The sequence below is a fragment of the Diaphorobacter sp. ED-3 genome, from assembly GCF_027625375.1.
In the GTDB taxonomy this organism is placed as follows: Bacteria; Pseudomonadota; Gammaproteobacteria; order Burkholderiales; family Burkholderiaceae_C; genus Diaphorobacter; species Diaphorobacter nitroreducens.
In genome coordinates, this window is record NZ_CP115182.1 from 3,714,245 (window position 1) to 3,741,014 (window position 26,770).

Sequence of the window (26,770 nt, forward strand, 5' to 3'; positions counted from 1 at the left end):
CTGCTTGCGCTTGCCCATCAAGCGCTTCAGCCCGATTGGACCACTCTCTTCCACGTACGCCAGAACGCCGGGTCCTGCGTGGTGCAGAAGTTGATGCGCATCAGCGTGCAGGGGCGGCGCGTGGCGTGGAACAGTGCGCCGGGTGCGATGAGGTAGCCCTCGTCCAGCATGCGCTGGGCCAGCATGTCGGTGTCCACGCCGGTTTCCACCCAGCCGAACATGCCCGCGGGCTCGGCGGCAAAGCTGCAGCCCGCCTCCAGCGCCAGTTGCACGCTGCGCGCGCGGGCCTGCGCCAGGCGCAGCCGCATGCGGTCGGCATGGCGGCGTAGCTGGCCCTGCTCGATGCACAGCGCGAGGGCCTTTTCCAGCAGCGAGGGCGTGGTCAGCGTGGACAGCAGCTTGGTGTCCAGCAGTCGCTCCACCAGGTCGGGCGGCGCGGCCAGGTAGCCCACGCGCCAGTTGGGCGCCAAGATCTTGGCGAAGCCGCTCACGTAGATGGTGCGGCGCAGCCCGTCCAACGCCGTCAGGCGCGTGGCGTGGTCGGCGGCGATGTGGCCATAGGTGTCGTCCTCGACCACGTGGAAGTTGTACTGCTGCGCCAGCTGCAGCACCTGGTGCGCGCTGCCCGGCGACAGGCTGTAGCCCGTGGGGTTGTGCAGCACGCTCACGCTCACGAACAGCTTGGGCGCATGCAGCTCGCAGTAGCGCGCCATGACGGCGAGGTCCGGCCCCTCGGGGCCGCGCGGCACGGGCAGCACGCGCATGCCCAGCGCGTCCAGGCGCGCGAACTCCACCGACCAGCCGGGCTCCTCCACCATCACCGGGTCGCCCGCCTTGAGCAGCGTGCGGCTCACGATGTCCAGCGCCTGCGTGGCGCCCACGGTGGTCATGATCTGATCGGGCTGGGCGTGGATATTGATGTCGGCCATGCGCCGTGCCAGCGCCTCGCGCAGCGCGGGCTCGCCCATGGGCTCGCCGTAGCTCAGCGAGCCGTCGCGCAGCGCGCTGCTGCCGGTGATCTTGCGCACCGCGGCGCCCATGAAGCGCGCCTCGTCCAGCCAGCCGATGGGCAGCACGCCCGCACCGGGCTGGGGCTTGCTCGACGCCTGGTGGAACATGCCGCGGATCAGCGCCGTGGCGTTGATGTGCGAGCCCGACAGGCGCATGCCGACACCGGTCAGCGGCGACACATTTTTTGCTCCTTTTGTAGGAGCTGTCAGCGCTTGCCCATCGGGCGTCAGAGCCTGTTTTTGCACAAAATCGCGCACGAAGAAGCCACGCTGGCGCCGTGCCTCTACCAGCCCCTGGGCCAGCAGCTTGTCGTAGGCTGCCACCACGGTGTAGGGGCTCACGCCCTGCTGGCGCGCGCATTCGCGCACCGACGGCAGGCGCGCGCCCGCGGGCAGCAGCCGCGCGCGGATGCGCTCGGCAAAGCGCTCGGCGAGCTGTTCGGTCAGGGTGCGGTCGGGGGTGCGGGTCAGCATGGAGGCGTTTCCTGAGCCGGCACTGTGCCAATGCAATTGCCGATACAGTGCATGAAATTGTGGGGTTTGACTGTATTGGTACTGTAATGGACTTTGCCCCTACAGTGCATCGCATAACTTCATTCCCAACGATGGACCCCACCCATGCCCCTGGTTGAATTCACCGCCCTGCTGGTGCTGGCCACCGCCATGAGCTTTACCCCCGGGCCCAACACCACCCTGTCCACCGCGCTGGCCGCCAACCGCGGCCTGCCCGCCGCCATGCGCTTCGTGGTGGCGGTGCCCGTGGGCTGGAGCCTGCTGCTGGTGCTGTGCGCCGCCGGGCTGGGTGCGGTGGTGGTGGCGGTGCCGGCGCTGCGCTGGGCCATCAAGGCCCTGGGCATCGGCTACCTGCTGTGGCTCGCGTTCAAGCTGTCGAACACGGGCCGCCTGTCCGAGGCCGATGCGGCACGCCTGTCGGTGGGCTTCTGGCAGGGCGTGGCGCTGCAGTTCGTGAACATCAAGGCCTGGCTGCTCGCGCTGACCATCGTGGCCGGCTGGGTCATCGGGCGCGACGACAGCCTGCAGCGCATGGCCGTGGTGCTGCCGGCAATGGCCTTCTTCGCACTGACCAGCAACTTCACCTATGCGGCCACCGGCGCGCTGCTGCGCCACTGGCTGGCCCACGGGCAGCGCCTGCTGTGGTTCAACCGCGCGATGGCCGTCGTGCTGCTGGCCACGGCGCTGTGGATGGTGGCGGCATGAGACCGGCGCATCCTCATTGGTCGAAAGGCCGCGGAGCAGGCCAAGCCAGCGGACGCCGTGGAGCTGGCTTGGCCAGGCCACCGGCGGCGTCCCCCTGGAGGGGGAAGGCGCGAAGCGACTCAGGGGGTGATTCGGAATCACGGGGCCTGCTGCTGGGCTTGCTGGGCGTGGCGATCTTCGCGCTCACCCTGCCCATGACGCGCCTGGCCGTCGGCACGCCCGAGGCACCGCTGATGTCCGGCCTGTTCCTGGCCATGGGCCGCGCGGCAGTGGCCGGGCTGCTGTCGGCCGCGCTGCTGCTGTGGCAGCGCGCGCCATTGCCGCAGCGCGGCGACTGGTGGCCGCTGGCCGTGACGGCGCTGGGCGTGGTGTTCGGCTTTCCGCTGCTCACCTCCATCGCCATGCGCTACGTGGGCGCCGTGCACGCGGCCGTGATCATCGGCCTGCTGCCGCTGGCGACCGCCACCGCGGGCGCGCTGCTGCACCGCCAGCGACCGTCTGCCGCGTTCTGGGCCTGCGCGCTGCTGGGCTCGGCGCTGGTGGTGGTGTTCGCGGTGCTGCGCTCGGGCCAGCAGGGCCTGTCGCTGCATCCGGCCGATCTACTGCTGATGGCCGCCGTGGCCTGCGCCGCAGTGGGCTACGCCTGGGGCGGGCGACTGGCGCAGCACATGCGCGCCGATGCGGTGATCTGCTGGGCCCTGGTGCTGTCGCTGCCCGTATCGCTGCCGCTGGCCTGGCTGGCATGGCCGCAGGCGGCGGTGCCTGCCGCGGCCTGGGGCGGTTTTGCCTACGTGGCGGTATTTTCGATGTGGCTGGGCTTCTTCGCCTGGTACCGCGGCCTGGCCCTGGGCGGCACGGTGCGGGTGAGCCAGGTGCAACTGGCCCAGCCGTTCATGAGCATGCTGTTTGCCGTGCCGCTGCTGGGCGAGTCGCTGGACGCGGTGAGCGTGTCGTTTGGCCTGGCAGTGCTGGCCACCGTGGCCCTGGGGCGGCGCATGCCGGTGCGCCGGTGAACCGCCGCCCCGTGAAAACCCTGGACCCGGCGCCGCGCCCCTCGGGCGGTGCGCCGTTGCCGTATGCTGCGCGCGCTGCCCCACCCGCAGGGCCGCACACCGCCGCACAACGGCATTTCTGAGTGGATAGACGGCGCGCAGCAGCGCGCCATTGGAGATAAACGAATGACGAACTGGACCCTGGCCGCACGCGCCGAAAAGATGAACCCCTCGGTGATCCGGGAAATCCTGAAGGTGACCGAGAAGCCCGGCATCATCAGCCTGGCCGGCGGGCTGCCCTCGCCCAAGACCTTCCCGATCGAATCCTTCGCCGCCGCGGCCGCGTCCGTGCTGGCCACCGACGGCGCATCGGCGCTGCAGTACGCGGCCAGTGAGGGCTATACCCCGCTGCGCGAGGCCATTGCCGCATTCCTGCCCTGGGACGTGCACCCCGACCAAGTGCTGATCACCACCGGATCGCAGCAGGCGCTGGACCTGATCGGCAAGGTGCTCATCGACGCGGGCAGCCGCGTGCTGGTGGAAACGCCCACCTACCTGGGCGCGCTGCAGGCCTTCGCGCCCATGGAACCCCAGGTGGTGTCGGTGGCCAGCGACAGCGAGGGCGTGCTGATCGACGACCTGGCGGCCAAGGCCGGCAGCGGCGCGGACAAGGCGCGCTTCCTGTACGTGCTGCCCAACTTCCAGAACCCCACGGGCCGCACCATGAGCGAAGCCCGCCGCGAGGCCCTGGTGGCCCAGGCCGCCGCGCTGAACCTGCCGCTGGTGGAAGACAACCCCTATGGCGACCTGTGGTTCGACCAGGCGCCCCCCCAACCCCTGACGGCGCGCAACCCCGAGGGCTGCATCTACATGGGTTCGTTCTCCAAGGTGCTGGCCCCCGGCCTGCGCCTGGGCTACGTCGTCGCGCCGCGCCAGATGTACCCCAAGCTGCTGCAGGCCAAGCAGGCGGCCGACCTGCACACGCCCAGCTTCAACCAGCGCCTGGTGTCCGAGGTCATCAAGAACGGCTTCCTGGACCGCCACGTGCCCACCATCCGCCAGCTCTACAAGGAGCAGTGCCAGGCCATGGTGGCCGCGCTGGAGCAGGAGATGCAGGGCCTGGGCGTGACCTGGAACCGCCCCGACGGCGGCATGTTCCTGTGGCTGCGCCTGCCCGAAGGCATGAGCGCGCTGCAACTGCTGCCGCGCGCGGTGGAGCGCAACGTGGCCTTCGTGCCCGGCGCGGCCTTCTACGCCGACCAGCCGGACGACCGCGCGCTGCGGCTGTCCTTCGTGACGGCCTCGCAGGGCCAGATCCGCACCGCGATTGCCGCGCTGGCCGCCGCCATCCGCGAAGCGGCCTGACGCCCTTCAAACCCTGACCTTCCCGCGCGGGAAGGTGGCTGCAGCCCTGCGCACGCGCAGGTGCCGCCGCCGCATGCCCACACCCATTTCCACCCCATCTCCGGAGCCTTTCCATGCGCCTGCGCCCGTTCCAGCAAGTCGATGTCTTCACCGCCACGCCCTACCTCGGCAACCCGCTGGCCGTGGTGCTGGACGGCGAGGGCCTGTCCACCGAGGAGATGCAGCGGTTCACCAACTGGACCAACCTGTCCGAGGCCACCTTCGTGCTGCCGCCGACGCCCGAGGGTCATGCGGCCGGCGCGGACTACCGCGTGCGCATCTTCTGCCCCGGGCGCGAGCTGCCCTTTGCCGGCCACCCCACGCTGGGTACCTGCCACGCCTGGCTGCAGGCAGGCGGCCAGCCGCGCGCCACGGGGCGCATCGTGCAGGAATGCGGTGTGGGGCTGGTCACGCTGCGGCGCGACGGCGAGCAGCTTGCCTTTGCCGCGCCCCCGCTCGTCAAGAGCGGCCCGCTGGCCGAGGAGGACGTGCAGCTCATCGCGCGCGGCCTGGGCGTGGTGCGGGACGACATCGTGGCGCATGCCTGGTGCGACAACGGCCCCAACTGGCGCGGCGTGATGCTGCGCTCGGCCGAGCAGGTACTCGGGCTCAGGCCCGACGGCGCGGTACTGGCCGGGCTGGACGTGGGCGTGGTGGGGCCGCGCGGCAAGGTCGGCGTGGTGGGTGCCAGCGATGCCGGGGGCATTGCGTTCGAGGTGCGCGCCTTCTTCCCGGGCAACAACGGTCTGGCGGAAGACCCCGTCACCGGCAGCCTGAACGCGGCGCTGGCGCAATGGCTCATCGGCGCGGGCCTGGCGCCCAGCCGCTATGTGGCCAGCCAGGGCACGGCGCTGGGCCGCGCCGGGCGCGTGCATGTGCAGCAGGACGGCCCGCAGATCTGGGTGGGCGGCCACTCCGTCACCTGCGTGCGCGGCGAGGTGCGGCTGTGACGCGCGCCGCAGCACCGCTGCCCACGCTGGCCGACATCGAAGCCGCGGCACGCACCGTCTACCAGGAGTTCCAGCCCACGCCGCAGTACCGCTGGGGCCTGCTGGGCGAGCGCCTCGGCACGGAGTGCTGGCTCAAGCACGAGAACCACAACCCGGTGGGCGCGTTCAAGATCCGCGGCGGCCTGACGTACTTCGACCGGCTGGCGCAGCGGGGTGAGCTGCCGCGCGAGGTCATCAGCGCCACGCGCGGCAACCACGGCCAGAGCATCGGCTGGGCCGCGCGACGCCATGGCGTGGCCTGCACCATCGTCGTGCCGCACGGCAATTCGGTGGAGAAGAACGCGGCCATGCGCGCACTGGGTGTGAACCTGGTGGAGCACGGCGACGACTTCCAGGCCGCCCGCGAGCACGCCCTGCAACTGGCCGTCGAACGCGGCGCCCACATGGTGCCCAGCTACCACCCCGACCTGGTGCGCGGCGTGGCCACCTACTGGTGGGAATTCCTGCGCGCCGTGCCGCACATGGATGTGGCCTATGTGCCCATCGGCCTGGGTTCCGGCGCCTGCGCTGCCGTGGCGGCCAAGCGGGCATTGGGACATGGAGTGCGCCTGGTGGGCGTGGTGAGCTGCCACGCCACCACCTATGCCGACTCGTTCGCCGCGGGCCATGTGGTGGCGTCGCCCGTCAGCACGCAGATCGCCGACGGCCTGGCGGTGCGCATGGCCGACCCGGACGCATTGGCCGTGCTGCTGCCTGAACTGGACCGGGTGGTGCAGGTCAACGATGACGCAGTGGCCGCCGCCATGCGCGCGCTGTTCACGGACACCCACAACGTGGCCGAGGGCGCGGGCGCGGCGGCACTGGCTGCCGCGCTGCAGGAGCGGGAAGCCCTGCGCGGCCAGTGCGTGGGCCTGCCGCTCACGGGCGGGAATGTGGATGCGGCGTTGTTCGCCCGGGTACTGATGGGGCAGTGACTGCGGGTTTCGACCTGCAAAACACGCCGCACGAGGCCGGCCAGAGAACGCCAGGGTTTTCCCGGCGGGTGATTTCAACCAACAAAACTTTCATCGCGGTGTTTGACGCACCCCTGCCTGCGCCAACACCATTGCTTCCAAGCCGCACCCATCCGCGGCGCTGGAGACACCAATATGCGATGGAGACAACGCCCCGCCGGCTCCAACTGGGGTGACTTCGGGCCCGACGACCAGTTGGGCCGCACCAACCTGATCGGCCCGGAGCAGGTGCGCAAGGGCGTGCAGGAAGTGCGCGAGGGCATCAGCCTGTGCCTGTCGCTGCCGCTGGACTACCCTGGCGGCAACGTGCTGAACGCGCGCCGCCTGCCGCCCCAACTGCGCCCCACGCGGCGCGAAGGCATTCCGTACGTCAACTTTCCGCTGGGCCATGTGTACCCCGGCGCCACCGACGTGGTCAGCGACGACCAGGTGCTGCTGTCGTTGCAGTACTCCACGCAATGGGACTCGCTGGCGCATGTGGGCGCGCTGTTCGACCCCGACGGCGATGGCCAGCCGCGCACGTTGTACTACAACGGCTACCGCGGCCACGAGCACATCCTGGGTCCGCAGGACCATGGCATTCCCGCGCGCGACGGCGACGGCGCGGCGGCGCGTTACCAGCCCGTGTGCTGCGCCGGCCGCGCACCGGACGAAAGCGTGGCCCGCGCGCTGGGCGTGGAACACCTGGCCGTGAAGGGCATGCAGGGGCGCGGCGTCCTGGTGGACCTGGAGCGCGCCTACGGCACCGACTTTCGGGACATCGGCTACGACGAACTCATGCGTGCCATGGAGCGCAGCGGCGCCAGCGTGGAGCCCGGCGACATGCTGCTGCTGCGCACCGGCTTTGCCGAGCTGGTGCTGTCCATGCAGCTCCAGCCCGACGCGCACCGCCTGCACCACAGCTGCGCCGCGCTGGACGGCGGCGACGAAAAGCTGCTGCAGTGGATCACCGACAGCGGCATCGCCGCGCTGATCGCCGACAACTACGCCGTGGAGCGCCACCCGCCACGCCGCGTGCCCGAGGACGGTGCGCCCTACCCCGTGCTGCCGCTGCACGAGCACTGCCTGTTCAAGCTGGGCCTGCCGCTGGGCGAGCTGTGGTACCTGAAAGAACTGGCCGACCACCTGCACGCCCTCGGGCGCACCCGCTTCCTGCTCACCGCGCCACCGCTGCGCCTGCCGGGCGCCGTGGGCTCGCCCGTGACCCCCATTGCCACCCTGTGATTCCCCCTACACACACCAACGAAGGAGACAACCATGAACCGCCCCGTCCACCTCACTCCGCGTCCCCTGACCCGCGCCTGCCGCGCGCTGTGCACGGGCCTTGTCCTGCTGGCCGCCACGGCCACCGTCACCGCCCAGGGCACGGCAATTTCTGACGACGTGGTGCGCCTGGGCATCCTCACCGACCTGAACGGCCCGTTTGCCGACATCACCGGCCCCGGCAGCGCCGCCGCCATCCAGATGGCCATCGACGACTTCGGCGGCAAGGTAGCGGGCAAGAAGATCGAACTGGTGGTGGCCGATCACCAGAACAAGGCCGACATCGCCTCCAGCAAGGCGCGCGAGTGGTTCGATACCGGCAAGGTGGACGCCATCATGGACGTGGCCGTCTCCGCGCCCGCGCTGGCGGTGCTGGAGGTGGCCAAGCAAAAGCAGAAGGTCGTCATCTTCAACGGCCCCGGCCTGGACCGCCTCACGGGCGACCTGTGCATGCCCAGTACCGTGCACTACGTGTACGACACCTACGCCCTGGCCAACGTAACGGCCAGCGCCATCACCGCACGCGGCGGAAAGGACTGGTTCTTCATCACCGCCGACTACGCCTTCGGGCACAGCCTGCAGGAGCAGGCCAGCGCCGTGGTCACGGCCCAGGGCGGCAAGGTGCTGGGCGCGGCCCGCCACCCGATCGCGGCGACCGACTTCGCCTCGTTCCTGATCAGCGCGCAGAACAGCAAGGCCCAGGTCGTCGGCCTGGCCAACGCGGGGGGCGATACGGTGAACACCATCAAGGCCGCGCGCGAGTTCGGCCTGACCACGGGCAAGAACAAACAGACCCTGGCCGGCCTGCTCATGTACATCAATGACATCCACGCCATCGGCCTGCGCACCGCCGGCGGCCTGATGCTGACCGAGGGCTTCTACTGGGACATGAACGACGAGACGCGCGCCTGGTCCAAGCGCTACTTCGAGAAGATGAAGAAGATGCCCAACATGAGCCAGGCGGGCGCCTATTCCTCGACCATGCATTACCTGAAGGCCGTGCAGGCCGCCAAGACCGACGACACGGCCCAGGTCATGGCCAAGATGAAGGCCACGCCCATCAACGACTTCTTCGCCAAGAACGGCCGCATCCGCGAGGACGGCCGCATGGTGCATGACATGTACCTGTTCGAGGTCAAGTCGCAGGCCGAGTCCAAGTACCCGTGGGACTACTACAAGCTCGTGGCCACCGTGCCCGGCGACAAGGCCTTCCTGCCACTGTCGCAGTCCAAGTGCCCCATGGTGAAGAAATGACGAACACCGTACTCGTCGTGGGCGCCACCGGCGTCGTGGGCCAGGCCTGCCTGCGCCACTTCGCCGCCCTGCCCGGCTGGCGCGCCGTGGGCGTGGCGCGCCGCGCCATCGCCCTGCCCGCGGGCGCCACCGCGCTGCAGCTGGACCTGCAGGACGCAGCGGCCTGCCAGGCTGCGCTGGGCGCGCGGGACGACATCACCCATGTGGTCTATGCCGCCGTGTACGAGCAGCCCGGGGGTCTCGTGGGCGGCTGGCGCGACCAGGAGCAGATGCGCATCAACCTGCAAATGCTGCGCAACGTGGTCGAGCCGCTGGACCGCCCGGGCGGTGCGCTGCGCCATGTGACCATCATGCAGGGCGGCAAGGCCTACGGCGTGCACATCCAACCGCAAATCGCCGTGCCCGCACGCGAACGCTGGCCGCGCGACCCCCACGAGAACTTCTACTGGCTGCAGGAGGACTTCCTGCGCGAGCGCCAGGCCGAGGGCCCGTGGCACTTCACCATCATGCGCCCGCGCATCGTGTTCGGCGACGCGGCGGGCAGCAACATGAACCCCATCCCGGCCATCGGCGTCTATGCCTGGCTGCGCCATGAACAGGGCCTGCCGCTGGCCTACCCCGGCGGCCCGGCGCGCGTGAACCAGGCCATCGACGCCGACCTGATCGCCCAGGCCTGCGCCTGGGCTGCGCAGGCGCCCAACGCACGCAACGAAACCTTCAACCTGGATAACGGCGACGTGTTCGTCTGGCAGAACGTCTGGCCCACCATCGCCGACGCGCTGGGCATGCCCGTGGGCGAGCCCGAGCCCCAGTCGCTGGCCACCGCGCTGGCCGACCAGCAGCCCGCGTGGGAACGCCTGGTGGACAAGTACCAGCTGGCGGCGCCGCGCGATCTGACCGCCTTCATCGGCCAGGGCGCAGCGTACGCCGACTTCCAGATGAACCACGGCAGGGCCGCCCCGCTGCCGCCGGTGATCATGAGTTCGGTGAAGATCCGCCAGGCGGGCTTTCATGCGTGCATGGACACCGAGGACATGTTCCGCAAATGGTTCGGCCAGTTGCAGCAGCGCCGCCTGCTGCCCTCGGCGGCGCAGGCGCGGGCGGCGCTTGCCGCCTAGCGCGCCGCCGGTCGCAGCCGCGACAAGCGCGCGGCAGCGGCCTCGCCACAATTCCAGACCATGGGAACCCTCTACCTCGTGCGCCACGGCCAGGCCTCGTTTGGCGCGGACGACTATGACCAGCTCAGCCCGCGCGGCCATGAGCAGGCGGTGCGCCTGGGCGCGTACTGGCGCGAGCGCGGGCTGCAGTTCGATGCGGTGCTGTGCGGCACGCTGCGGCGCCATGCGCAGACGCTGCAAGGCATCCAGCAAGGGCTGGAGGGCACGCCCGAGCCCCTGCTGATGCCGGGACTCAACGAATACGACAGCCATGCGCTGATCCACTGCGTGCATCCCATGCCGTTGCCGCGCCCCGACACGCCCGAGCTGTACAAGCAGCACTTTCGCCTGCTGTGCGATGCCATGGCGCAGTGGATGGCGGGCACCATCAGCCCGGCGGGCATGCCCTGCTGGGACGATTTCTCTGGCGGGGTGCGCGCGGCGCTGGACCATGTACGGCGCCAGCACACGGGACACAACGTGCTGCTGGTCTCCAGCGGCGGGCCCATCGCCGCCGCCGTGGGCGAGGTGCTCTGCACCCCTCCCGAGGTCACGATCGCGCTGAACATGCGCATCCGCAACAGCGCGGTCACGGAGTTCAGCATCAGCCCCAAACGCCTGATGCTGCAAACCTTCAACACGCTGCCGCACCTGGACACGCCCGAACACCGCGGCTGGGCAACGCACGCCTGAGAACGTTTGCTATTGAAAAGTGAGCTGTTAGCGCTTGATGGATAAGCGCTAGAGCCGCTTTTTGCTTAAATTTTTGCCACGGTCTCGGGCGGCAGCGCATGCAGCTCGCCCAGCAACTGGGCCAGCCCCCTTGCGGCAGCCTGCACCATGGCCTGCCCCTGGGCGGCAGTGGCGGCCGCGGCATTGCCAACGGCGCCAGCGGGGTTGTAGTCCTCGATGGCCCAGCCCATCTTGGCGCTCTTGCCGTTGCCCAGCAGCCCGTAGCGCGCCGCGCGGTCCTGCGAGGTCGAGGGGAAATGCTGCGCATGCTCCATGCGCACGGTGGCGGGCGCCAGGTGCAGCATCATGGACGTCTCGATCTCGCCGCCGTGGATGCCGAAGCGGTGCTCCTGCGCAGCAACACGTGCGTTGGTGGCCTCGTCCACCAGGTTGAACCAGCTGCTGCCGTACACCAGCAGCCCGTGGCGCTGGCGCAGCTCGCGCGCCACGATGTCCATGGCCGCCACGTTGCCCCCGTGGCCGTTGAGCAGCAGGAGCTTCTTCACCCCCGCGCGCGCGATGCAGGCGCCCAGCTCGGTCCACAGCGCGATCAGCGTGGCGGGCGACAGCGTGAGCGTGCCGGGGTAGGACAGGTGCTCGGTGGACAGGCCCACGTTCTGCGGCGGCAGCAGCAGCACGGGCAGGTCAGCGCTCAGCAGCGGCAAGGCGGCGTCGATCACGCCGGCCAGCAGCGTGGCATCGACCGACAGCGGCAGGTGCGGCCCATGCTGCTCGACGGCGGCCACGGGCAGCACCGCCACGGTCTGCGCGGCCAGGCCCGAGGCCTGCGCCTGGGCAAAGTCGCGGGCGGACAGATCGGCCCAAAAGCGGGAGGGATATCGCATGCGGGCCATCTTAGAGCCTGTCCGCGCACTCCTGGGCGGACGCTCTACCATTGCCCACCATGACCCACGACCTTTTCCGCGCCGACAGCTACCTGCGCGAATGCAGCGCCACCGTCACCGCCCTCACGCCCGAAGGTGGCGTGGTGCTGGACCGCACCGTGTTCTACCCGCTGGGCGGCGGCCAGGCCGGCGATGCCGGCGTGCTGCTGCGCCCCGATGGCACGGCACTGGCCATCGCCGACACGCGCAAGGGCAAGGACGCCGAGGGGCGGCCCACCGCGGACATCGTGCATGTGCCCGCGCCGGGCCAGGCGCTGGGACTGGCGGTGGGCGACGCGGTCACGGCGCGCATCGACTGGGAGCGCCGCCACCGGCTGATGCGCTTTCACACCACCACGCACCTGCTGTGCCACATCGTCGCGCAGCCGGTGAACGGCTGCTCGATCACGCCCGACTACGCGCGCCTGGACTTCCACATGGACGGTGCGCTGGACAAGGACGCGCTCACCGCCGCCATCGCGCGCCTGGTGGCGCAAGACCATGCGGTGACCATCGGCGCGATCAGCGACGCGGCACTGGACGCCAACCCGCAGCTCGTCAAGAGCATGAGTGTGCAGCCCCCGCGCGGCACCGGCACGGTGCGCACGGTGCGCGTGGGCGGCGCCTGCGACGGCGACGCCGCACAGATCGACCTGCAGCCCTGCGGCGGCACGCATGTGGCGCGCACCGGCGAGATCGGCGCCGTGGTGGTCACCAAGATCGAGAAAAAGGGCGCCATGTCGCGCCGCGTGGTGCTGGGCTTGGGCGCCTGAACGCCAGCCCCCAAGGAACCAAACCCCGTCCCCGCCGCTCCCACCCTGCGCCATGTCCTGCCTTCGCCCCTTGCAGCGCTCCCTGCACACTCTTTTTTTCATAGCTGCTTGCGCTGCATCCACGGGCGCCATCGGCCAAATTCAGCTCAAGACAACCGCCGCCGCGGGCAGCAGCAGCGTCGTCACGCCGCATGTGCGCGCCGAGCTGGTCGCCCAGGCGCCCGACGGCGTGGGCCCGGGCAAGCCGCTGTGGCTGGGCCTGTCGATCACGCACCAGCCCGAGTGGCACACCTACTGGAAGAACCCGGGCGACTCCGGCCTGCCCACGCAACTGGAGTGGCAGCTGCCGGCGGGCATCGACGCGGGCGAGGTCGCCTGGCCCGTGCCCAAGAAGATTCCGCTGGGCAACCTGGCCAACTACGGCTACGAGGGCACGGTGCTGTTGCCCGTGCCCATGACCGTCTCCCCGGCCTTCAACCCCGGCCCGCTGGCCAAGGAAGCGACCTTCCAGCTCAAGGCCTCTTGGCTGGTGTGCCGCCAGGAGTGCATCCCCGAGGAGGGCAGCTTCACGCTGCAATTGCCCTTGCGCGGTACGACGGCGTTGCATGCCGCCGCGTTCGATGCCGCCGCCGCGGCCCACCCGCGCGATCTGCCGGCTCTAGGCGGCAGCAGCGCGCAGGTCGAGGGCGACGCCGTGCTGCTGCGCGTGGCCGGCCTGCCCCCGGCGCTGCAGGGCCAGACGCTGGAGGTGTTCCCCGAGACCACGGGCGTGGTGGAGACCGCCGCCACGCCCACGCAGCAGTGGGACGGCGCGGTGTGGACCGCGCGCCTGCCGCTGTCGCCCCAGCGCAGCGACGGGCCCGCGCCGATGCCGGTGGTGCTGGCCCATGGCGGCCAGGGCTGGCGTGCCGAGCTGCCCGTGCCGGGCGGCTGGCCCGCCGTGGCGGCACTGAAGGGCATGTCGCCCGCGCTGGAGGCCGCGCTGAAAGCCAACGCCGCCAATGCCGCCGCGCCCGCGGCCCCCGCCGCTGCGACACCCGCGCCGCTGGGCACCTGGCTGGCCGCGCTGGCCGGCGCGCTGCTGGGCGGGCTGATCCTGAACCTCATGCCCTGCGTGTTCCCGGTGCTGGCAATCAAGGTGGTGGGCTTTGCGCGCCATGCGCAGAACCAGCGCGCCCACCGCATCGGCGGGCTGGCCTACACCGCGGGCGTGGTGCTGTCGTTCCTGCTGCTGGGCGCGCTGATGCTGGGCCTGCGCTCCGCGGGCGAGGCCGTGGGCTGGGGCTTTCAGCTGCAGTCGCCGGCGGTGGTGGCGTCGCTCGCCGCGCTGTTCACGTTGATCGGATTGAACCTGGCGGGCGTTTTCGAGTTCGGGCGCATGCTGCCCTCGTCGCTGGCGGGCCTGCAGGCGCGCCACCCGGTGCTGGATGCCTTCCTCACCGGGGTGCTCGCCGTGGCCGTGGCCTCGCCGTGCACGGCGCCGTTCATGGGCGCATCGCTGGGCCTCACGGCCACGCTGCCCGCGGGGCAGGCACTGTCGATCTTCGCGGCGCTGGGCCTGGGCCTGGCCCTGCCCTACCTGCTGGCAAGCTGGCTGCCCGCGTTTGCCCGCCTGCTGCCGCGGCCGGGCGCGTGGATGGACACGCTGCGCCGCCTGCTGGCGTTCCCGATGTTCGCCACCGTGGTGTGGCTGGTGTGGGTGTTGGGCCAGCAAAGCGGCATCAACGGCGCGGCGGCGCTGCTGGCGCTGCTGGTGGCGCTCAGCATGGCCGTGTGGGCGCTCACGCTGCGCGGGGCCACGCGGGCCGTTCTCGCTCCTCTTTCAATAGCTGCTTGCGCTTGGCTGGTATGGCTTTGGGGCCCAAAGATCATTGAACTGGAAAGCACACCCATGGGCGCAGCCTCGGCCCCCAGCGGCGTGGCCGGCGTGACCTCCTGGCAGTCCTGGCGCCCTGGCCTGGCCGACGAGCTGGTGGCCCAGGGCCGCCCGGTGTTCGTGGACTACACGGCCGCCTGGTGCGTGACCTGCCAGTACAACAAGAACACCACGCTGGCCAGCGCCGCGGTGCTGCAGGACTTTGCAACGAAGAACGTGGCCCTGCTGCGCGCCGACTGGACGCGGCGCGACCCCGCCATCACCGCCGCGCTGGCGCAGCTCGGCCGCAGCGGCGTGCCGGTCTATGTGCTGCATGCGCCGGGCAAGGCGCCGGTGGTGTTCTCCGAGATCCTGGGCGAGTCGGAACTGCGCGCCGCCATGTCCACGCTCTGATCACCGCCGCGCGCCGCGTGGCCGTGGCGATTGCGGCGGGTCGATCTCGCGCACCAGGCGCAGGCCCACCAGGGTGTAGCGCGTCTGGGGCGTGTTCCAGTTGCGGAACCCACAGCGCGCGTACAGCGGCCAGGTGTGCCAGGAACCGCCGCGGCGCACGCGCACCTGGCCGGTGGCCGGGCCCTGCGGATCGTCCCGCGGGGAGTGTGCATAGCCCTCCTCGGCATACCAGTCCGACACCCATTCCCACACGTTGCCCAGCATGTCATGCACGCCGAAGGCGTTGGGCGCGTAGCGGCCCACGGGCGCGGTGAACGCATGCCCGTCATGCCCCGGCGCGGCCTGGGGCCGCCAGCGCGGCCAGTAGGGCGCGGCATCCTCGTCGAACACGTTCGCGTGGCGCGCCAGCGCGGCCGGGTCGTCGCCATGCGGGTAGCGCGTGCGCGTGCCCGCGCGGCAGGCGTATTCCCACTCCGCCTCGGTGGGCAGGCGGTAGCGGTGGCCCTCGGTGGCGCTGAGCCAGGCGGCCAGCGCATGCGCGTCGTGCCAGGTGATGTTGACCACCGGGTGGTCGTCGCCCTGGGCGAAGCCGGGGTTGCGCCAGGAATAGCGCGGGTCGCGCCCCTCGAATGCATCGCCGCGCGCGCTGGCGGCGGGGTCGTAGGCCGGGTTGTAGCCGTAGCCGCCCGTGCCGTCGGCCTCGGACTCGGGCACGTAGCCGGAGGTCTGCACGAAGCGGCGGAATTGCCCCACCGTGACCTCCGTCTGCCCCAGGTAGAAGGCGCGCGTGATGCGCACGGTATGGGCGGGCGCCTCGTCGGCCAACTGCTCAAACCGCCAGCGCTCCAGCGTCGGGTAGGCACGGGCCAACGCGTCGACGGGCTCGCTGCTGCCCATGCGGAAGCTGCCCGGCGCGATGCGCACGAAGGGCATGCCCAGCGCATTCACCCAGAGGGCCGGCGCGGCCGGCTGCGCCTGCGCCGCGCTGGCGGCCAGGACAAGCGCCAAACAGACGCCTTGCAAAGCGGCAGAGGTGGCACGGACCATCGCAAACTCCTGGGCATGCGAAAAAAGCCAGTGTAGGGCCGGGGCATTGCGCGGGCACGCTGGGCGCGGCTTCCTATACTGCCCGCGGGTGTCCACCGCATGGGGCGGCAGGGCAGGATTGTTGCAGCGCAGGTCGGGCCGCCTGTGCACCACGGGCCGCAGCATGCGGCCCCGCCTGCCCATGACCGACCGCCTTACCCCGCGGCGCGCTGCGCCGCGCCAGCCCGCCCTGCTTCCCCTGGCCGACCGCTGCACGGCCCTGCTCTCGCGCCTGTCGCATGCCGATGCCGCAGGCGGCATCGTGCTGCTGATCGCGGCCGCCGCCGCGCTGGCCTGGGCCAATTCACCCTGGGCCGCCAGCTACCACGCGCTGTGGCACGTGCCGCTGTCGGTCGCCGTGGGCGGCTGGCAGCTCACGCAGTCGCTGCATTTCTGGGTGAACGATGCGCTGATGACGGTGTTCTTCCTCGTGGTGGGGCTGGAGATCCGGCGCGAACTGCACTGCGGCGCCCTGGCCCGCCCGCGCGATGCGCTGCTGCCCGTGCTGGCCGCGCTGGGCGGCGTGGCCGTGCCGGCGCTGCTGTACCTGGCGCTCGTGCCGCCCGCGTTGCGCAGCGGCTGGGCCGTGCCCACCGCCACCGACATCGCCTTCGCGGTGGGCGTGCTGGCCCTGCTGGGGCGCGGCCTGCCGCCGGTGCTGCGGGTGTTCCTGCTCACGCTGGCCATCATCGACGACCTGGTGGCCGTGCTCATCATCGCGCTGTTCTACTCGGGCGGGCTGCAGTGGCCGATGTTCGGCATCGCCGCGCTGGGCCTGGCGGGCGTGCTGCTGCTGCAGCAGCTGGGTGTGCGCCGCGCCTGGGCCTATGTGCCGGCCGGCGCGGTGCTGTGGTGGGGCATCTGGCAGACGGGCGCCCACCCCACGCTGGCCGGCGTGGTGCTGGGCCTGGTGACGCCGGTGCACGCACTGGCCGGGCGCGAGCCCGCGCCCCCGGTGCAGCGCGTGCAGGCCAGCCTGCACCCGTGGGTGACCTTTGGCGTGATGCCGCTGTTTGCGCTGGCCAATGCCGGCGTGGCGCTGGGCAGTGCAGGCGGCGCGCAACCGGCGGCGCCGGGCACCGGCCTGCTCATGGCCGCGGTGGCCGTGGCGCTGGTGGCCGGCAAGCCGCTGGGCGTGCTGCTGGCCTGCTGGCTGGCGGTGCGCCTGCGCCTGTGCGCCCTGCCCGCGGGCATGGGCTGGGGCGAGCTGCTGCTGACCGGGCTGCTGGCGGGCATCGGCTTCACCATGGCGATCTTCATCGCCACCCTGGCGTTCGACAGCGCCGCGCTGCTGGACGCCGCCAAGCGCGGCGTGCTGCTGGCCTCGGGCCTGGCGGCGCTGCTGGGACTGGCGTGGGGGTGGTGGCTCCAGCGCCGCGCCACGACCGCCTGAGGGGTGGCGCGGATACCCGTGGGCCCACGGCTGTGCATACACTGCCGCCATGCTCCGCACACCCGACACCATCAGCACTTTGCGTGACGTGCTCACACAGTGCCACACCATCGCCGTGGTGGGCCTGTCGCCACAATGGCACCGGCCCAGCCACTTTGCCGCCAAGTACATGCAGGCGCACGGCTACCGCGTGATTCCCGTGAACCCGCTGGTCGCGCGCGAAGGCGGTCAGATCCTGGGCGAGACCGCCTACGCCAGCGTGACCGAGGCCTCCGCCGCTCTGGCCGCGCAGGGCGCGCGCATCGATATGGTGGATTGCTTTCGCAAGAGCGAGGACATCCCGCCGCTGGCGGCTGAAGCCATCGCGGTGGGCGCGCAATGCCTGTGGCTGCAGCTGGGCGTGTTCAACGAGGCCGCCGGCGCGCAGGCCGAGGCCGCGGGCCTGCGCGTGATCCAGAACCGCTGCGTGAAGATCGAGCACGCACGCCTGTTCGGCGGCCTGGGCTGGATGGGCGTGAACACCCAGGTGATCTCGTCCAAGCGCCTGCGCAAGCTCCCATATTGATAGCTGCTAGCGCTTGATGGATAAGCGCTAGAGGCCTATTTGACCTATAACACCATGACCGCATCCACCCCACCCGGCTCTGGAGCCGACCGTGCCTTCGGCTTCGGCACGCGCGCCATCCACGCCGGCGCCCAGCCCGACCCCGTGACCGGCGCGCGCGCCACGCCCATCCACCAGACCACGAGCTTCGTCTTCGACGACGCCGAACACGCCAGCAGCCTGTTCAACCTGCAGACCTTCGGCAACGTCTACAGCCGCATCAGCAACCCCACGGTCGCCGTGTTCGAGGAGCGCATGGCCAGCCTGGAGGGCGGCCGCGCGGCCCTCGCCTGCGCCAGCGGCATGGCTGCGCAGATGGCGGCGCTGCTGGCCATCCTGAAGGCCGGCGACCACATCGTGGCCGCCAGCACGCTCTATGGCGGCACGGTGGGGCAGCTGGGCGTGGGCTTCAGCCGCCTGGGCATCGAGACCACCTTCGTCGACCCGTCCGACCCCGAGAACTTCACCCGCGCCATGCGCCCGAACACGCGCGCCGTGTACGGCGAGACCATCGGCAACCCGCTGGTCAACGTGCTCGACATCGCGGCGATTGCGGAGGTGGCCCACGCCCACGGCGTGCCGCTGGTCATCGACAACACCGTGGCCAGCCCCTACCTGTGCAACCCGCTGGCCCTGGGTGCCGACATCGTGGTGCACAGCGCCACCAAGTACATCGGCGGCCACGGCACCACCATGGGTGGCGTGGTGGTGGAGGGTGGCACATTCCCCTGGGACAACGGCCACTTCCCCGAGATGGTGGAGCCCAGCCGCGCCTACCACGGCGTGAGGTTCTACGAGACCTTCGGCGATTTTGGCTACACCATGAAGGCGCGCATGGAGGTCAACCGCACCTTCGGCGGCGTGCTCTCGCCCCTCAACGCCTGGCTGCTGCTGCAGGGCGCCGAGACGCTGCACCTGCGCATGCGCGAGCATTGCCGCAACGCGCTGGCCGTCGCGCGGTTCCTGCAGCAGCACCCGCAGGTGGCCTGGGTCCACTACCCGGGCCTGCCGGACTCGCCCCACTACGCGCTGGCGCAAAAACAGTTCCGCGCAGTGGATGGCAGCCCCGGCGCCTCGGGCATCCTGACCTTCGGGGTGAAGGGCGGCGCAGCCGCGGGCGAGCGGTTCATCGACGCCTGCGAGTTCCTGAGCCACCTGGCCAACATCGGCGACGCGAAGACGCTGGTGATCCATCCCGCCTCCACCACGCACCGCCAGCTCAACGAGGAGGAGCTGGCCCGCGCCGGCGTGCGCGCGGACATGGTGCGCCTGAGCGTGGGCATCGAGGAGTTGGACGACATCCTCTGGGATATCGACCAGGCCCTGGCACGCACGCGCTGAACCGGGCCACCCACGGCCGGGGTCACGCCCAACCGGGGGCGCGCAGGGCAGGTCAGCGCTTGCCCGGCAGTGGGGGCGCGGGGCGCGCCGCGCTCCCCCCCGAGCCGCGCAGCGACAGCACGATGGAGCCGGCAATCAGCGTCGCCGTGACCAGCAGCGCGTAGCCGATGGGAATCTTCACCAGGTCAATCAGCAGCATCTTGGTGCCGATGAACACCAGCACCAGCGCCAGACCGTAGGCCAGCAGGTGGAAGCGGTTGGCCAGGTCGGCCAGCAGGAAGTACAGCGCGCGCAGGCCCAGGATGGCGAACACGTTGGCCGTGAGCACGATGAACGGGTCGCTGGTGATGGCGAAGATGGCGGGGATGCTGTCCACCGCGAAGATGATGTCGGTGGTGCCGATCAGCACCAGCACCACGAACAGCGGGGTGTAGTGCTTGACGCCGTCGATCATGGTGGAGAGTTTCTCTCCGTCGAACCGGTCGGTGATGCGCATGCGCTGGCGCAGCAGCTTGAGCACCGGGTTGGTCGCGATATCGGGCTCCTGCCCCGCTGCAAACCACATCTTGATGCCGGTGACCACGAGGAACGCGCCAAACACGTACAGCAGCCAGTGGAACGTGGCCAGCAGCCACGCGCCCGCCAGGATCAACAGCGTGCGCAACACGATGGCGCCGATGATGCCGATGATGAGGGCGCGCTTTTGGTACTGCGGCGGCACGGCGAAGTAGCTGAACAGCATCAGGAACACAAAGATGTTGTCCACCGAGAGGCTCTTTTCGACGAGATAGCCGGTGATGAACTGCATCGACACCGTGTTGGCCACGTCGCGGCCCTGGCTGCTGTCCAGGTACCACCACAGCAGTCCCACGAACACGAACGCCAGCGCAAACCACAGCAGGCTCCAGCGCGCGGCCTCGCCCATCGTCACCCGGTGCGCGCCCTGGCGCTCCATCACCAGCAGGTCCACGGCGATCGCCACGACCACAAAGGCGGCGAAGCCCGCCCACATCCACCAGGTGCCTATCGTTTCCATGCGTCCTTCTCCAATGGGGTTGTACTGACACGGGCCCACCGCCCGAGGGGTGCAATATAGGAGGCGCGTGGATTCCAAAAAACCTACCTTATCAGTACTATTACTTCGGTTTTTACGAAGTAACTCCATGAGCCAGAGCTTCAACTACCGCCACCTGTACTACTTCTGGGTCGTCGCCAAGGAGGGCGGCATGGCACGGGCCGCCGAGCGGCTGGACATGGCCGTGCAGACCATCAGCGCACAGGTGCGCGAGCTGGAGAAGTCCCTGGGGGTGAGCCTGCTGCGCTCCGAGGGCCGCAACCTCATGCTGACCGAGGCCGGCGTGGCCGCGCTGCACGAGGCCGACCACATCTTCGCGCTGGGCGAGCAGCTGCCCCAGCGCGTGCGCGAGGCCGCCTCGGGCCCCACACTGCGCCTGAACCTGGGCATCTCCGACGGCATTGCCAAACTGGCGGTCCACCGGCTGCTCACTCCCGTGCTGGACGAGCCCCACCTGCGCCTGCTGTGCCACGAGGGGGAATTCCAGCCCCTGCTGGGCGAGCTGGCGCTGCACAAGCTGCACGCGGTGCTGGCCGACCGCCCCGCCCCGCCCAACCCGGCGCTGCGCACCACCAGCCAGTTGCTGGGCACCAGCGCCATTGGCTGGTATGCCCCGCCGCTGTGGGCGCAGGCCGCGCGCCACGAATTCCCGCGCAGCCTGGCGGTGGTCCCCGTGCTGCTGCCCACCGAGCACGCCGCGCTGCGCGCGCGCATCGACCACTGGCTGGAACGCGAGCGCATCCGCCCGCGCATTGCAGGGGAATTCGAGGACAGCGCCCTGCTCAGCACCTTCGCAGCCACTGGCATGGGCGTGATGCCCGCGCCCGAGACCCTGGGCGCGCACCTGGAGCAGACCCATGGCCTCGTGCCCGTGGGCACCACCCCCGAGGTGCATGAGCAGTTCCACCTGATCTACAGCGCCCGCAAGGTGATGCACCCGCTGCTGACCCGGCTGCTGGAGGCCGGAGCCGATGGGACGCTGTGGAACCCGGACCCCACCCGTTCCCCCGTGTGAGGAGACGGCGCATCGTCCTGCAGCGCCCTTTCCTTGATCTGAGGCAAGCCCGCGGGGCTTGCCCAAGGCCTGCGGGAGCCGGCCTGCGACAATCGAGCGCATGAGCTTCGCCCCCCTCCAGAACGACACCTTCCTGCGGGCCTGCCGTCGCCAGGCCACCGACTACACCCCGCTGTGGCTGATGCGCCAGGCCGGGCGCTACCTGCCCGAGTACAAGGCCACGCGCGCCCAGGCCGGCAGCTTCATGGGCCTGGCCACCAACGTGGACTACGCCACCGAAGTCACGCTGCAGCCGCTGGAACGCTTCCCGCTGGATGCCGCCATCCTGTTCAGCGACATCCTGACCGTGCCCGACGCCATGGGCCTGGGCCTGTCGTTCGCCGAAGGTGAAGGCCCGCGCTTTGCCAAGGTGGTGCGCGACGAGGCCGCCGTGGCCGAACTGGCCGTGCCCGACATGGACAAGCTGCGCTACGTGTTCGACGCCGTGACCAGCATCCGCAAGGCCTTGAATGGCCGCGTGCCGCTGATCGGCTTCTCGGGCAGCCCCTGGACCCTGGCCTGCTACATGGTCGAGGGCAAGGGCAGCGACGACTACCGCCTGGTCAAGAGCCTGATGTACAGCCGCCCGGACCTGATGCACCGCATCCTGGCGGTGAATGCGGACGCCGTGGCCGCGTACCTGAATGCCCAGATCGACGCCGGCGCCCAGGCGGTAATGGTCTTCGACAGCTGGGGCGGCGTGCTGGCCGACGGGTGCTTCCAGGACTTCAGCCTGGAATACACCCGGCGCGTGCTGGCGCAGCTCAAGCGCACGGGCGTGGACGGCCAGGACGTGCCGCGCATCGTCTTCACCAAGGGCGGCGGCATCTGGCTCGACGACATGAAGGACATCGACTGCGAGGTGGTGGGCCTGGACTGGACGGCCCACCTGGGCAAGGCGCGCGCCATCGTCGGCGGGCAGGTGGGCGGCCCGGGCAAGGCGCTGCAGGGCAACATCGACCCGAACGTGCTGTTTGCCCCGCCCGAAGCCGTGGCAGCCCAGGTGCGCGCCGTGCTCGACAGCTTCGGCACGCCGCACACCGACAAGACCACCACCGGCCCCACGCACATCTTCAACCTGGGCCACGGCATCAGCCAGTTCACCCCGCCCGAACACGTGGCCGCGCTGGTGGAAGCCGTGCATGGCTATTCACGCAGCCTGCGGCAGCGGTGAATGCCTACTTACCAGGGGCCACGGCGCCGGCATGACTTACTCACACTGCGGCAGCCGCATCCGGCTTGCCGCGCGGCCCGCAGCCAGCAGCGCAACAACCGGCAACAAATCACTCAGAACCTCGTAAGTGGTTGATTCATATGAAAGTCCTGCGCCTGCCGATTTTGTGGGCACCCTAAGCAAACCACGGCCAGACAAGGGCTTTCGGGCGGCCCAGCCGGGATATCAACAAAGTTATCCACAGAAAATCTGAACTTCCTGTGTTTCCCTCGCAAAATCAAGCACTTGCCGCACGAAGTGAAGGAAAAGTCCCACAGTGGCTGCAACGCCTACCACATCCGGGGATGCTCTTCCCTATTGACAGCGCCAGTTGTTCACATGCTGGCAACTGCGGCCCCCTGCGCAGAGCGTCGCCCGACAACCGCTGCGGCACTGTTTGCGGCGCAGCAAAGAACGTTGATTCATAAGCTTTTTTTGCATCGCGCCGTCTACAAATCCGCTAGCGCCCAGTCCAACCGGGGCGCGCCCCGCAGCCTGTTGCACGCTGCTTTTCAACAAAGTTATCCACAGCACCTCTCATAGCAGTGGGCACGCTTGTGGAATCATGCGGGGCCGCGCCCCGGTGCCGCCCGCGTTTTCACCCACCGCCCATGCCTGACCGTTCCCCGCCCCCGACCTCGCCGCATGACAGCGCCGCCTGCCTGCTCTGCGTGGCCGTGAGCACGCCGGCGCACAGTGGCGTGGGCGAACCGCTGAGCTACGCCAGCCCGCGCCCGCTGCCTGCCGGGACACTGGTGCGCGTGCCGCTGGGCGCGCGCGAGGTGCTGGGCGTGGTCTGGGACGCGCCCGCCGAGCCAGCGGCGCTACCGCCGGGCATGGTGCCGCGCACGGTGGCGGGCGTGCTCGAAGGCGTGGCGCCGCTGGACGCCGCCTGGCGCCGTCTGGTGACCTTCGCCGCGCGCTACTACCAACGCGCGGTGGGCGAGGTGGCGCTGGCCGCCCTGCCCCCACAGCTGCGCGACCTCACGCCCGAGCAGTTGGCGCGGCGCCTGCGCCGCCCCGCACCACCGGCGCACCCGTCCGAAGCAGTTACAAAAACAATAGCACTTACCGCAGAACAGGCAAGCGCTACGGCCCAAATCGATGCAGAGCGCGGCCCCTTCCTGTTGTTCGGCAGCACGGGCAGCGGCAAGACCGAGGTGTACCTGCACTGCGTGCAGCGCGCCCTGGCCGGCCATCCCGCCGCACAGGCACTGGTGATGGTGCCCGAGATCAACCTCACCCCGCAGCTGGAGGCGCGCTTTCGCGAGCGCTTCGCGCCCCTGTACGGCGAGGCGGCCGTGGTCAGCATGCACAGCGGGATGACGCCGGCACAGCGCCTGAAGAGCTGGCTCGCCGCGCATACGGGCGCTGCGCGCATCGTGCTCGGCACGCGCATGGCGGTGTTCGCCAGCCTGCCGGGGCTGGCACTGGTCGTGGTGGACGAGGAGCATGACGCCAGCTACAAGCAGCAGGAGGGCGCGCGCTACTCCGCGCGCGACCTGGCGCTGTGGCGCGGACGCGAGCAGGGCGCCAAGGTGATCCTGGGCAGCGCCACCCCGTCGCTGGAGAGCTGGCATGCCAGCACCCCGGCCAGCGAGGGGGGCCCGGGCCGTTACCTGCGCCTGCACATGCCCGGCCGTATCGGCTCAGGGGACGGCGCCGGCACAGGCGAGCTGCCGCGCGTGCGCCTGGTGGACATGGGACAACAGCCGCGCAGCTCGGGGGCGGGTGGCGTGTTCTCGCCCCCGCTGCTGGCCGCCATCACCGAACGGGTGCAACGCGGGGAGCAATGCCTGGTGCTGCTCAACCGCCGGGGCTTTGCACCCGTGCTGCACTGCCATGACTGCAGCTGGAAGAGCGACTGCCCGCACTGCAGCGCCCACCAGGTGTTCCACAAGAGCGACCGCACGCTGCGCTGCCACCACTGTGGCTTTACGCAACGCGTGCCGCGGGCCTGCCCCAGCTGCGGCAACCCGGACATCCTGCCCCTGGGCCGGGGCACCGAGCAGCTGGAAGAGCAACTGGCCGCCCTGCTGCGCAACGTGATCACCCCGGACCGCCGCGCCGCGCGCGTGGCACGCATCGACGCCGACACCACCCGCGCCAAGGGGGCGCTGGAGGAGCAACTGGCCCAGGTGCACAGCGGCGAGGTGGACGTGCTGGTCGGCACGCAGATGGTGGCCAAGGGGCATGACTTTCGGCGCATCACCCTGGTGGCGGCCGTGCAGCCCGACGGAGCGCTCTTCAGCAGCGACTTCCGCGCGCCCGAGCGCATGTTCGCCCTGCTGATGCAGGCCGCGGGCCGCGCGGGGCGCGATGCGCGCTATGTGGCCGCGCAGGGCAGCCCGCCCGAGATGTGGATCCAGACCTGGCACCCCGACCACGCCGTCTATGCCGCGCTGCGCCGCCACGACTACCCGGCCTTTGCCGCGCGCCAGCTGGCCGAACGCCAGGAAGCCGGCATGCCGCCCTTCGCCTATCAGGCGCTGGTGCGCGCGGACGCCCGCACGCAGGAGGCGGCCCAGGCCTTCCTGCAGGCCGCCAGCGACGCCGCGCGCGCCGCCGGGCTGCCGGGGCTGGACCAGGTCTTCCTGTTCCCGCCGGTGCCGCTCGCCATCCAGCGCGTGGCCAATGTGGAGCGCGCGCAGATGCTGCTGGAAAGTCCCCAGCGCGGTGCGCTGCAGCGCTTTCTGGCCGCATGGCAGCCGCTGCTGCATGCCGAGCGCCCGCGCCACCGCGGCCTGGTGCGCTGGCTGGTGGACGTGGACCCGCAGGCGATCTGAGGCCCCCACCGCTGCGGGCGGTGCCCGCGGGTTTTCTCGCATGGCATGCGTTGCGCCATCGGGGCAAAGTTCCGCCCCCGGTCCACGAGACCGCTTTTCTTTTTTGGAACCCACAATGACCTTCCAAGCGTTTCGCATGTCGCTGGTGGCCGCTGCCATCACCATTGCCGGTTTTGCCGGCGCCCCCACCCTCGCCCACGCGCAGGACACGCGCGCCACGGCGGCCACGCAGGCCCAGCCGGCCGCCGCCAAGCCCCGCGTGGTAGTGCTGGCCACGGGCGGCACGATCGCCGGCGCCGGCGCCTCGGCCATGAACAGCGCCACCTACACGGCCGCCAAGGTGCCCGTGGACAAGCTGTTGGCCGGCCTGCCCGAGCTGTCCAACTTCGCCCAGGTGTCGGGCGAACAGGTGTTCCAGATCGCTTCCGAGAGCTTCACCAACGAACACCTGCTGAAGCTGGCCCAGCGCGTGTCGCAACTGGCCAAGCAGGGCGACGTGGACGGCATCGTCATCACCCATGGCACCGACACGCTGGCCGAGACCGCCTACTTCCTGAGCCTGACAGTGCGCACCGACAAGCCGATCGCGCTGGTCGGCTCCATGCGCCCGGGTACTGCCCTGTCGGCCGACGGCGCGCTGAACCTGGTCAACGCCGTGAGCGTGGCGGCCTCCAAGGATGCGCGCGGCAAGGGCGTGCTGGTCACCATGAACGACGAGATCAACACCGCGCGCGACGTGAACAAGGACATCAACATCCAGACCAGCGCCTTCAAGAGCCAGTGGGGCCCGCTGGGCATGGTGGTGGAGGGGAAGAATTACTGGTTCCGCGCGCCGGTGAAGCGCCACACCACGCAATCGGAATTCGACATCGACAGCATCACCTCGCTGCCCCAGGTGGACATCGTCTATGCCTACGGCAACGTGCAGCCCACGGCCGTGAACGCGCTGGTGGCCGGCGGCGCCAAGGCCATCATCCATGCCGGCACGGGCAACGGCTCAGTGGCCGACCGCATGGTCAAGCCGCTGCAGGACGCGCGCGTCCAGGGCGTGGTCATCGTGCGTTCTGCGCGCGTGCCCTACGGCTTCGTGCTGCGCAACGCCGAGCAGCCCGACGACAAGCACGACTGGGTGGTGGCCCACGATCTGCGCCCCGAAAAGGCGCGCATCCTGACCATGCTCGCCCTGGCCAAGGGCGCCAGCACGCAGGAACTGCAGCGCATGTTCTGGGAGTATTGAGGTCTGCCCCTCAGGCGCCCGGGCCTTCCCCTGCTCTCCCCTCGCATCGCAATACGGGCAGG

22 protein-coding genes are annotated in these 26,770 nt (G+C 70.2%); 18 read left to right on the forward strand and 4 right to left on the reverse strand.

All coding sequences use genetic code 11. From position 1 onward, the window contains the following. Window positions 1-26 precede the first annotated feature (26 nt). Window positions 27-1,484 (reverse strand): aminotransferase-like domain-containing protein, encoded by a 1,458-nt coding sequence (locus tag PCQ86_RS17940; RefSeq protein ID WP_270174365.1) that lies wholly within the window; start codon window positions 1,482-1,484, stop codon window positions 27-29. Window positions 1,485-1,628: 144 nt separating this feature from the next. Here PCQ86_RS17940 and PCQ86_RS17945 point away from each other — a divergent pair, with 144 nt between their 5' ends. The 9 genes from PCQ86_RS17945 (at window position 1,629) to PCQ86_RS17985 (ending at window position 10,954) form a co-directional block, all read left to right on the forward strand. Continuing rightward, a complete protein-coding gene (locus tag PCQ86_RS17945) occupies window positions 1,629-2,228 on the forward strand; it encodes a LysE family translocator (protein ID WP_011806930.1) in 600 nt (199 codons plus the stop codon). A 68-nt stretch (window positions 2,229-2,296) separates the two neighbouring features. Further along, complete coding sequence (locus PCQ86_RS17950; RefSeq protein ID WP_270174366.1) at window positions 2,297-3,241, forward strand: DMT family transporter; 945 nt, start codon at window positions 2,297-2,299, stop codon at window positions 3,239-3,241. Window positions 3,242-3,406: 165 nt separating this feature from the next. Continuing rightward, window positions 3,407-4,585 carry an aminotransferase-like domain-containing protein gene (locus PCQ86_RS17955; RefSeq protein ID WP_252101906.1) on the forward strand — a complete coding sequence of 393 codons (1,179 nt, stop codon included), beginning with the start codon at window positions 3,407-3,409 and terminating at the stop codon, window positions 4,583-4,585. 113 nt (window positions 4,586-4,698) lie between these two features. Beyond that, window positions 4,699-5,574, forward strand: coding sequence for a PhzF family phenazine biosynthesis protein (locus PCQ86_RS17960; RefSeq protein ID WP_270174367.1), 876 nt, complete (start codon window positions 4,699-4,701; stop codon window positions 5,572-5,574). After that, window positions 5,571-6,548: a threonine dehydratase gene (locus PCQ86_RS17965; protein ID WP_270174368.1), complete on the forward strand. Its 978-nt coding sequence runs from the start codon at window positions 5,571-5,573 to the stop codon at window positions 6,546-6,548. Before PCQ86_RS17960 ends, PCQ86_RS17965 begins: the two co-directional genes overlap by 4 nt. 174 nt (window positions 6,549-6,722) lie before the next feature. Next, a complete protein-coding gene (locus PCQ86_RS17970; RefSeq protein ID WP_270174369.1) occupies window positions 6,723-7,811 on the forward strand; it encodes a cyclase family protein in 1,089 nt (362 codons plus the stop codon). A 33-nt stretch (window positions 7,812-7,844) separates the two neighbouring features. After that, window positions 7,845-9,104 carry an ABC transporter substrate-binding protein gene (locus PCQ86_RS17975; protein WP_270174370.1) on the forward strand — a complete coding sequence of 420 codons (1,260 nt, stop codon included), beginning with the start codon at window positions 7,845-7,847 and terminating at the stop codon, window positions 9,102-9,104. After that, window positions 9,101-10,222 (forward strand): SDR family oxidoreductase, encoded by a 1,122-nt coding sequence (locus PCQ86_RS17980; RefSeq protein ID WP_270174371.1) that lies wholly within the window; start codon window positions 9,101-9,103, stop codon window positions 10,220-10,222. The genes PCQ86_RS17975 and PCQ86_RS17980 overlap by 4 nt, the downstream gene beginning before the upstream one ends. 60 nt (window positions 10,223-10,282) lie before the next feature. Beyond that, window positions 10,283-10,954: a histidine phosphatase family protein gene (locus PCQ86_RS17985; protein ID WP_011806938.1), complete on the forward strand. Its 672-nt coding sequence runs from the start codon at window positions 10,283-10,285 to the stop codon at window positions 10,952-10,954. 65 nt (window positions 10,955-11,019) lie between these two features. Here the strand turns inward: PCQ86_RS17985 and PCQ86_RS17990 are convergent, their stop codons facing one another. Beyond that, entirely contained in the window at window positions 11,020-11,847 is an 828-nt protein-coding gene (locus PCQ86_RS17990; protein ID WP_270174372.1) for a creatininase family protein, read from the reverse strand. A 50-nt stretch (window positions 11,848-11,897) separates the two neighbouring features. Here PCQ86_RS17990 and PCQ86_RS17995 point away from each other — a divergent pair, with 50 nt between their 5' ends. Both PCQ86_RS17995 and PCQ86_RS18000 read left to right on the forward strand, forming a co-directional pair. After that, window positions 11,898-12,650 (forward strand): alanyl-tRNA editing protein, encoded by a 753-nt coding sequence (locus tag PCQ86_RS17995; RefSeq protein ID WP_011806940.1) that lies wholly within the window; start codon window positions 11,898-11,900, stop codon window positions 12,648-12,650. A gap of 52 nt (window positions 12,651-12,702) precedes the next feature. Beyond that, window positions 12,703-14,919, forward strand: a complete 2,217-nt coding sequence (locus tag PCQ86_RS18000; RefSeq protein ID WP_270174373.1) for a protein-disulfide reductase DsbD family protein — start codon at window positions 12,703-12,705, stop codon at window positions 14,917-14,919. Here the strand turns inward: PCQ86_RS18000 and PCQ86_RS18005 are convergent, their stop codons facing one another. Continuing rightward, a complete protein-coding gene (locus PCQ86_RS18005; protein ID WP_220638083.1) occupies window positions 14,920-15,966 on the reverse strand; it encodes a formylglycine-generating enzyme family protein in 1,047 nt (348 codons plus the stop codon). 181 nt (window positions 15,967-16,147) lie between these two features. Here PCQ86_RS18005 and nhaA point away from each other — a divergent pair, with 181 nt between their 5' ends. From nhaA to PCQ86_RS18020, 3 genes are read left to right on the forward strand one after another with little or no spacing between them, the layout of a single operon-like run. Then, window positions 16,148-17,398, forward strand: a complete 1,251-nt coding sequence (gene nhaA, locus PCQ86_RS18010; protein WP_270174374.1) for a Na+/H+ antiporter NhaA — start codon at window positions 16,148-16,150, stop codon at window positions 17,396-17,398. A gap of 49 nt (window positions 17,399-17,447) precedes the next feature. Continuing rightward, window positions 17,448-17,963 (forward strand): CoA-binding protein, encoded by a 516-nt coding sequence (locus PCQ86_RS18015; RefSeq protein WP_270174375.1) that lies wholly within the window; start codon window positions 17,448-17,450, stop codon window positions 17,961-17,963. Window positions 17,964-18,017: 54 nt separating this feature from the next. Then, the gene (locus tag PCQ86_RS18020) at window positions 18,018-19,343 is read left to right on the forward strand and encodes an O-acetylhomoserine aminocarboxypropyltransferase/cysteine synthase family protein (protein WP_270174376.1); all 1,326 of its coding nucleotides are present in this window, start codon (window positions 18,018-18,020) and stop codon (window positions 19,341-19,343) included. A gap of 52 nt (window positions 19,344-19,395) precedes the next feature. On the opposite strand, the gene PCQ86_RS18025 is transcribed toward PCQ86_RS18020, so the two are convergent. Then, window positions 19,396-20,379: a TerC family protein gene (locus tag PCQ86_RS18025; RefSeq protein ID WP_103738073.1), complete on the reverse strand. Its 984-nt coding sequence runs from the start codon at window positions 20,377-20,379 to the stop codon at window positions 19,396-19,398. 127 nt (window positions 20,380-20,506) lie between these two features. Between PCQ86_RS18025 and PCQ86_RS18030 the strand changes: the two genes are divergently transcribed. The 4 genes from PCQ86_RS18030 to PCQ86_RS18045 all read left to right on the forward strand — a co-directional run bounded on the left by PCQ86_RS18030 (window position 20,507) and on the right by PCQ86_RS18045 (window position 26,708). After that, complete coding sequence (locus tag PCQ86_RS18030; protein WP_103738074.1) at window positions 20,507-21,433, forward strand: LysR family transcriptional regulator; 927 nt, start codon at window positions 20,507-20,509, stop codon at window positions 21,431-21,433. A 100-nt stretch (window positions 21,434-21,533) separates the two neighbouring features. Continuing rightward, complete coding sequence (gene hemE / locus PCQ86_RS18035) at window positions 21,534-22,646, forward strand: uroporphyrinogen decarboxylase (RefSeq protein ID WP_270174377.1); 1,113 nt, start codon at window positions 21,534-21,536, stop codon at window positions 22,644-22,646. 650 nt (window positions 22,647-23,296) lie between these two features. Next, entirely contained in the window at window positions 23,297-25,471 is a 2,175-nt protein-coding gene (gene priA / locus PCQ86_RS18040) for a replication restart helicase PriA (RefSeq protein ID WP_270174378.1), read from the forward strand. Between the two features lie 115 nt (window positions 25,472-25,586). Then, window positions 25,587-26,708, forward strand: coding sequence for an asparaginase (locus tag PCQ86_RS18045; protein WP_270174379.1), 1,122 nt, complete (start codon window positions 25,587-25,589; stop codon window positions 26,706-26,708). Window positions 26,709-26,770 lie beyond the last annotated feature (62 nt).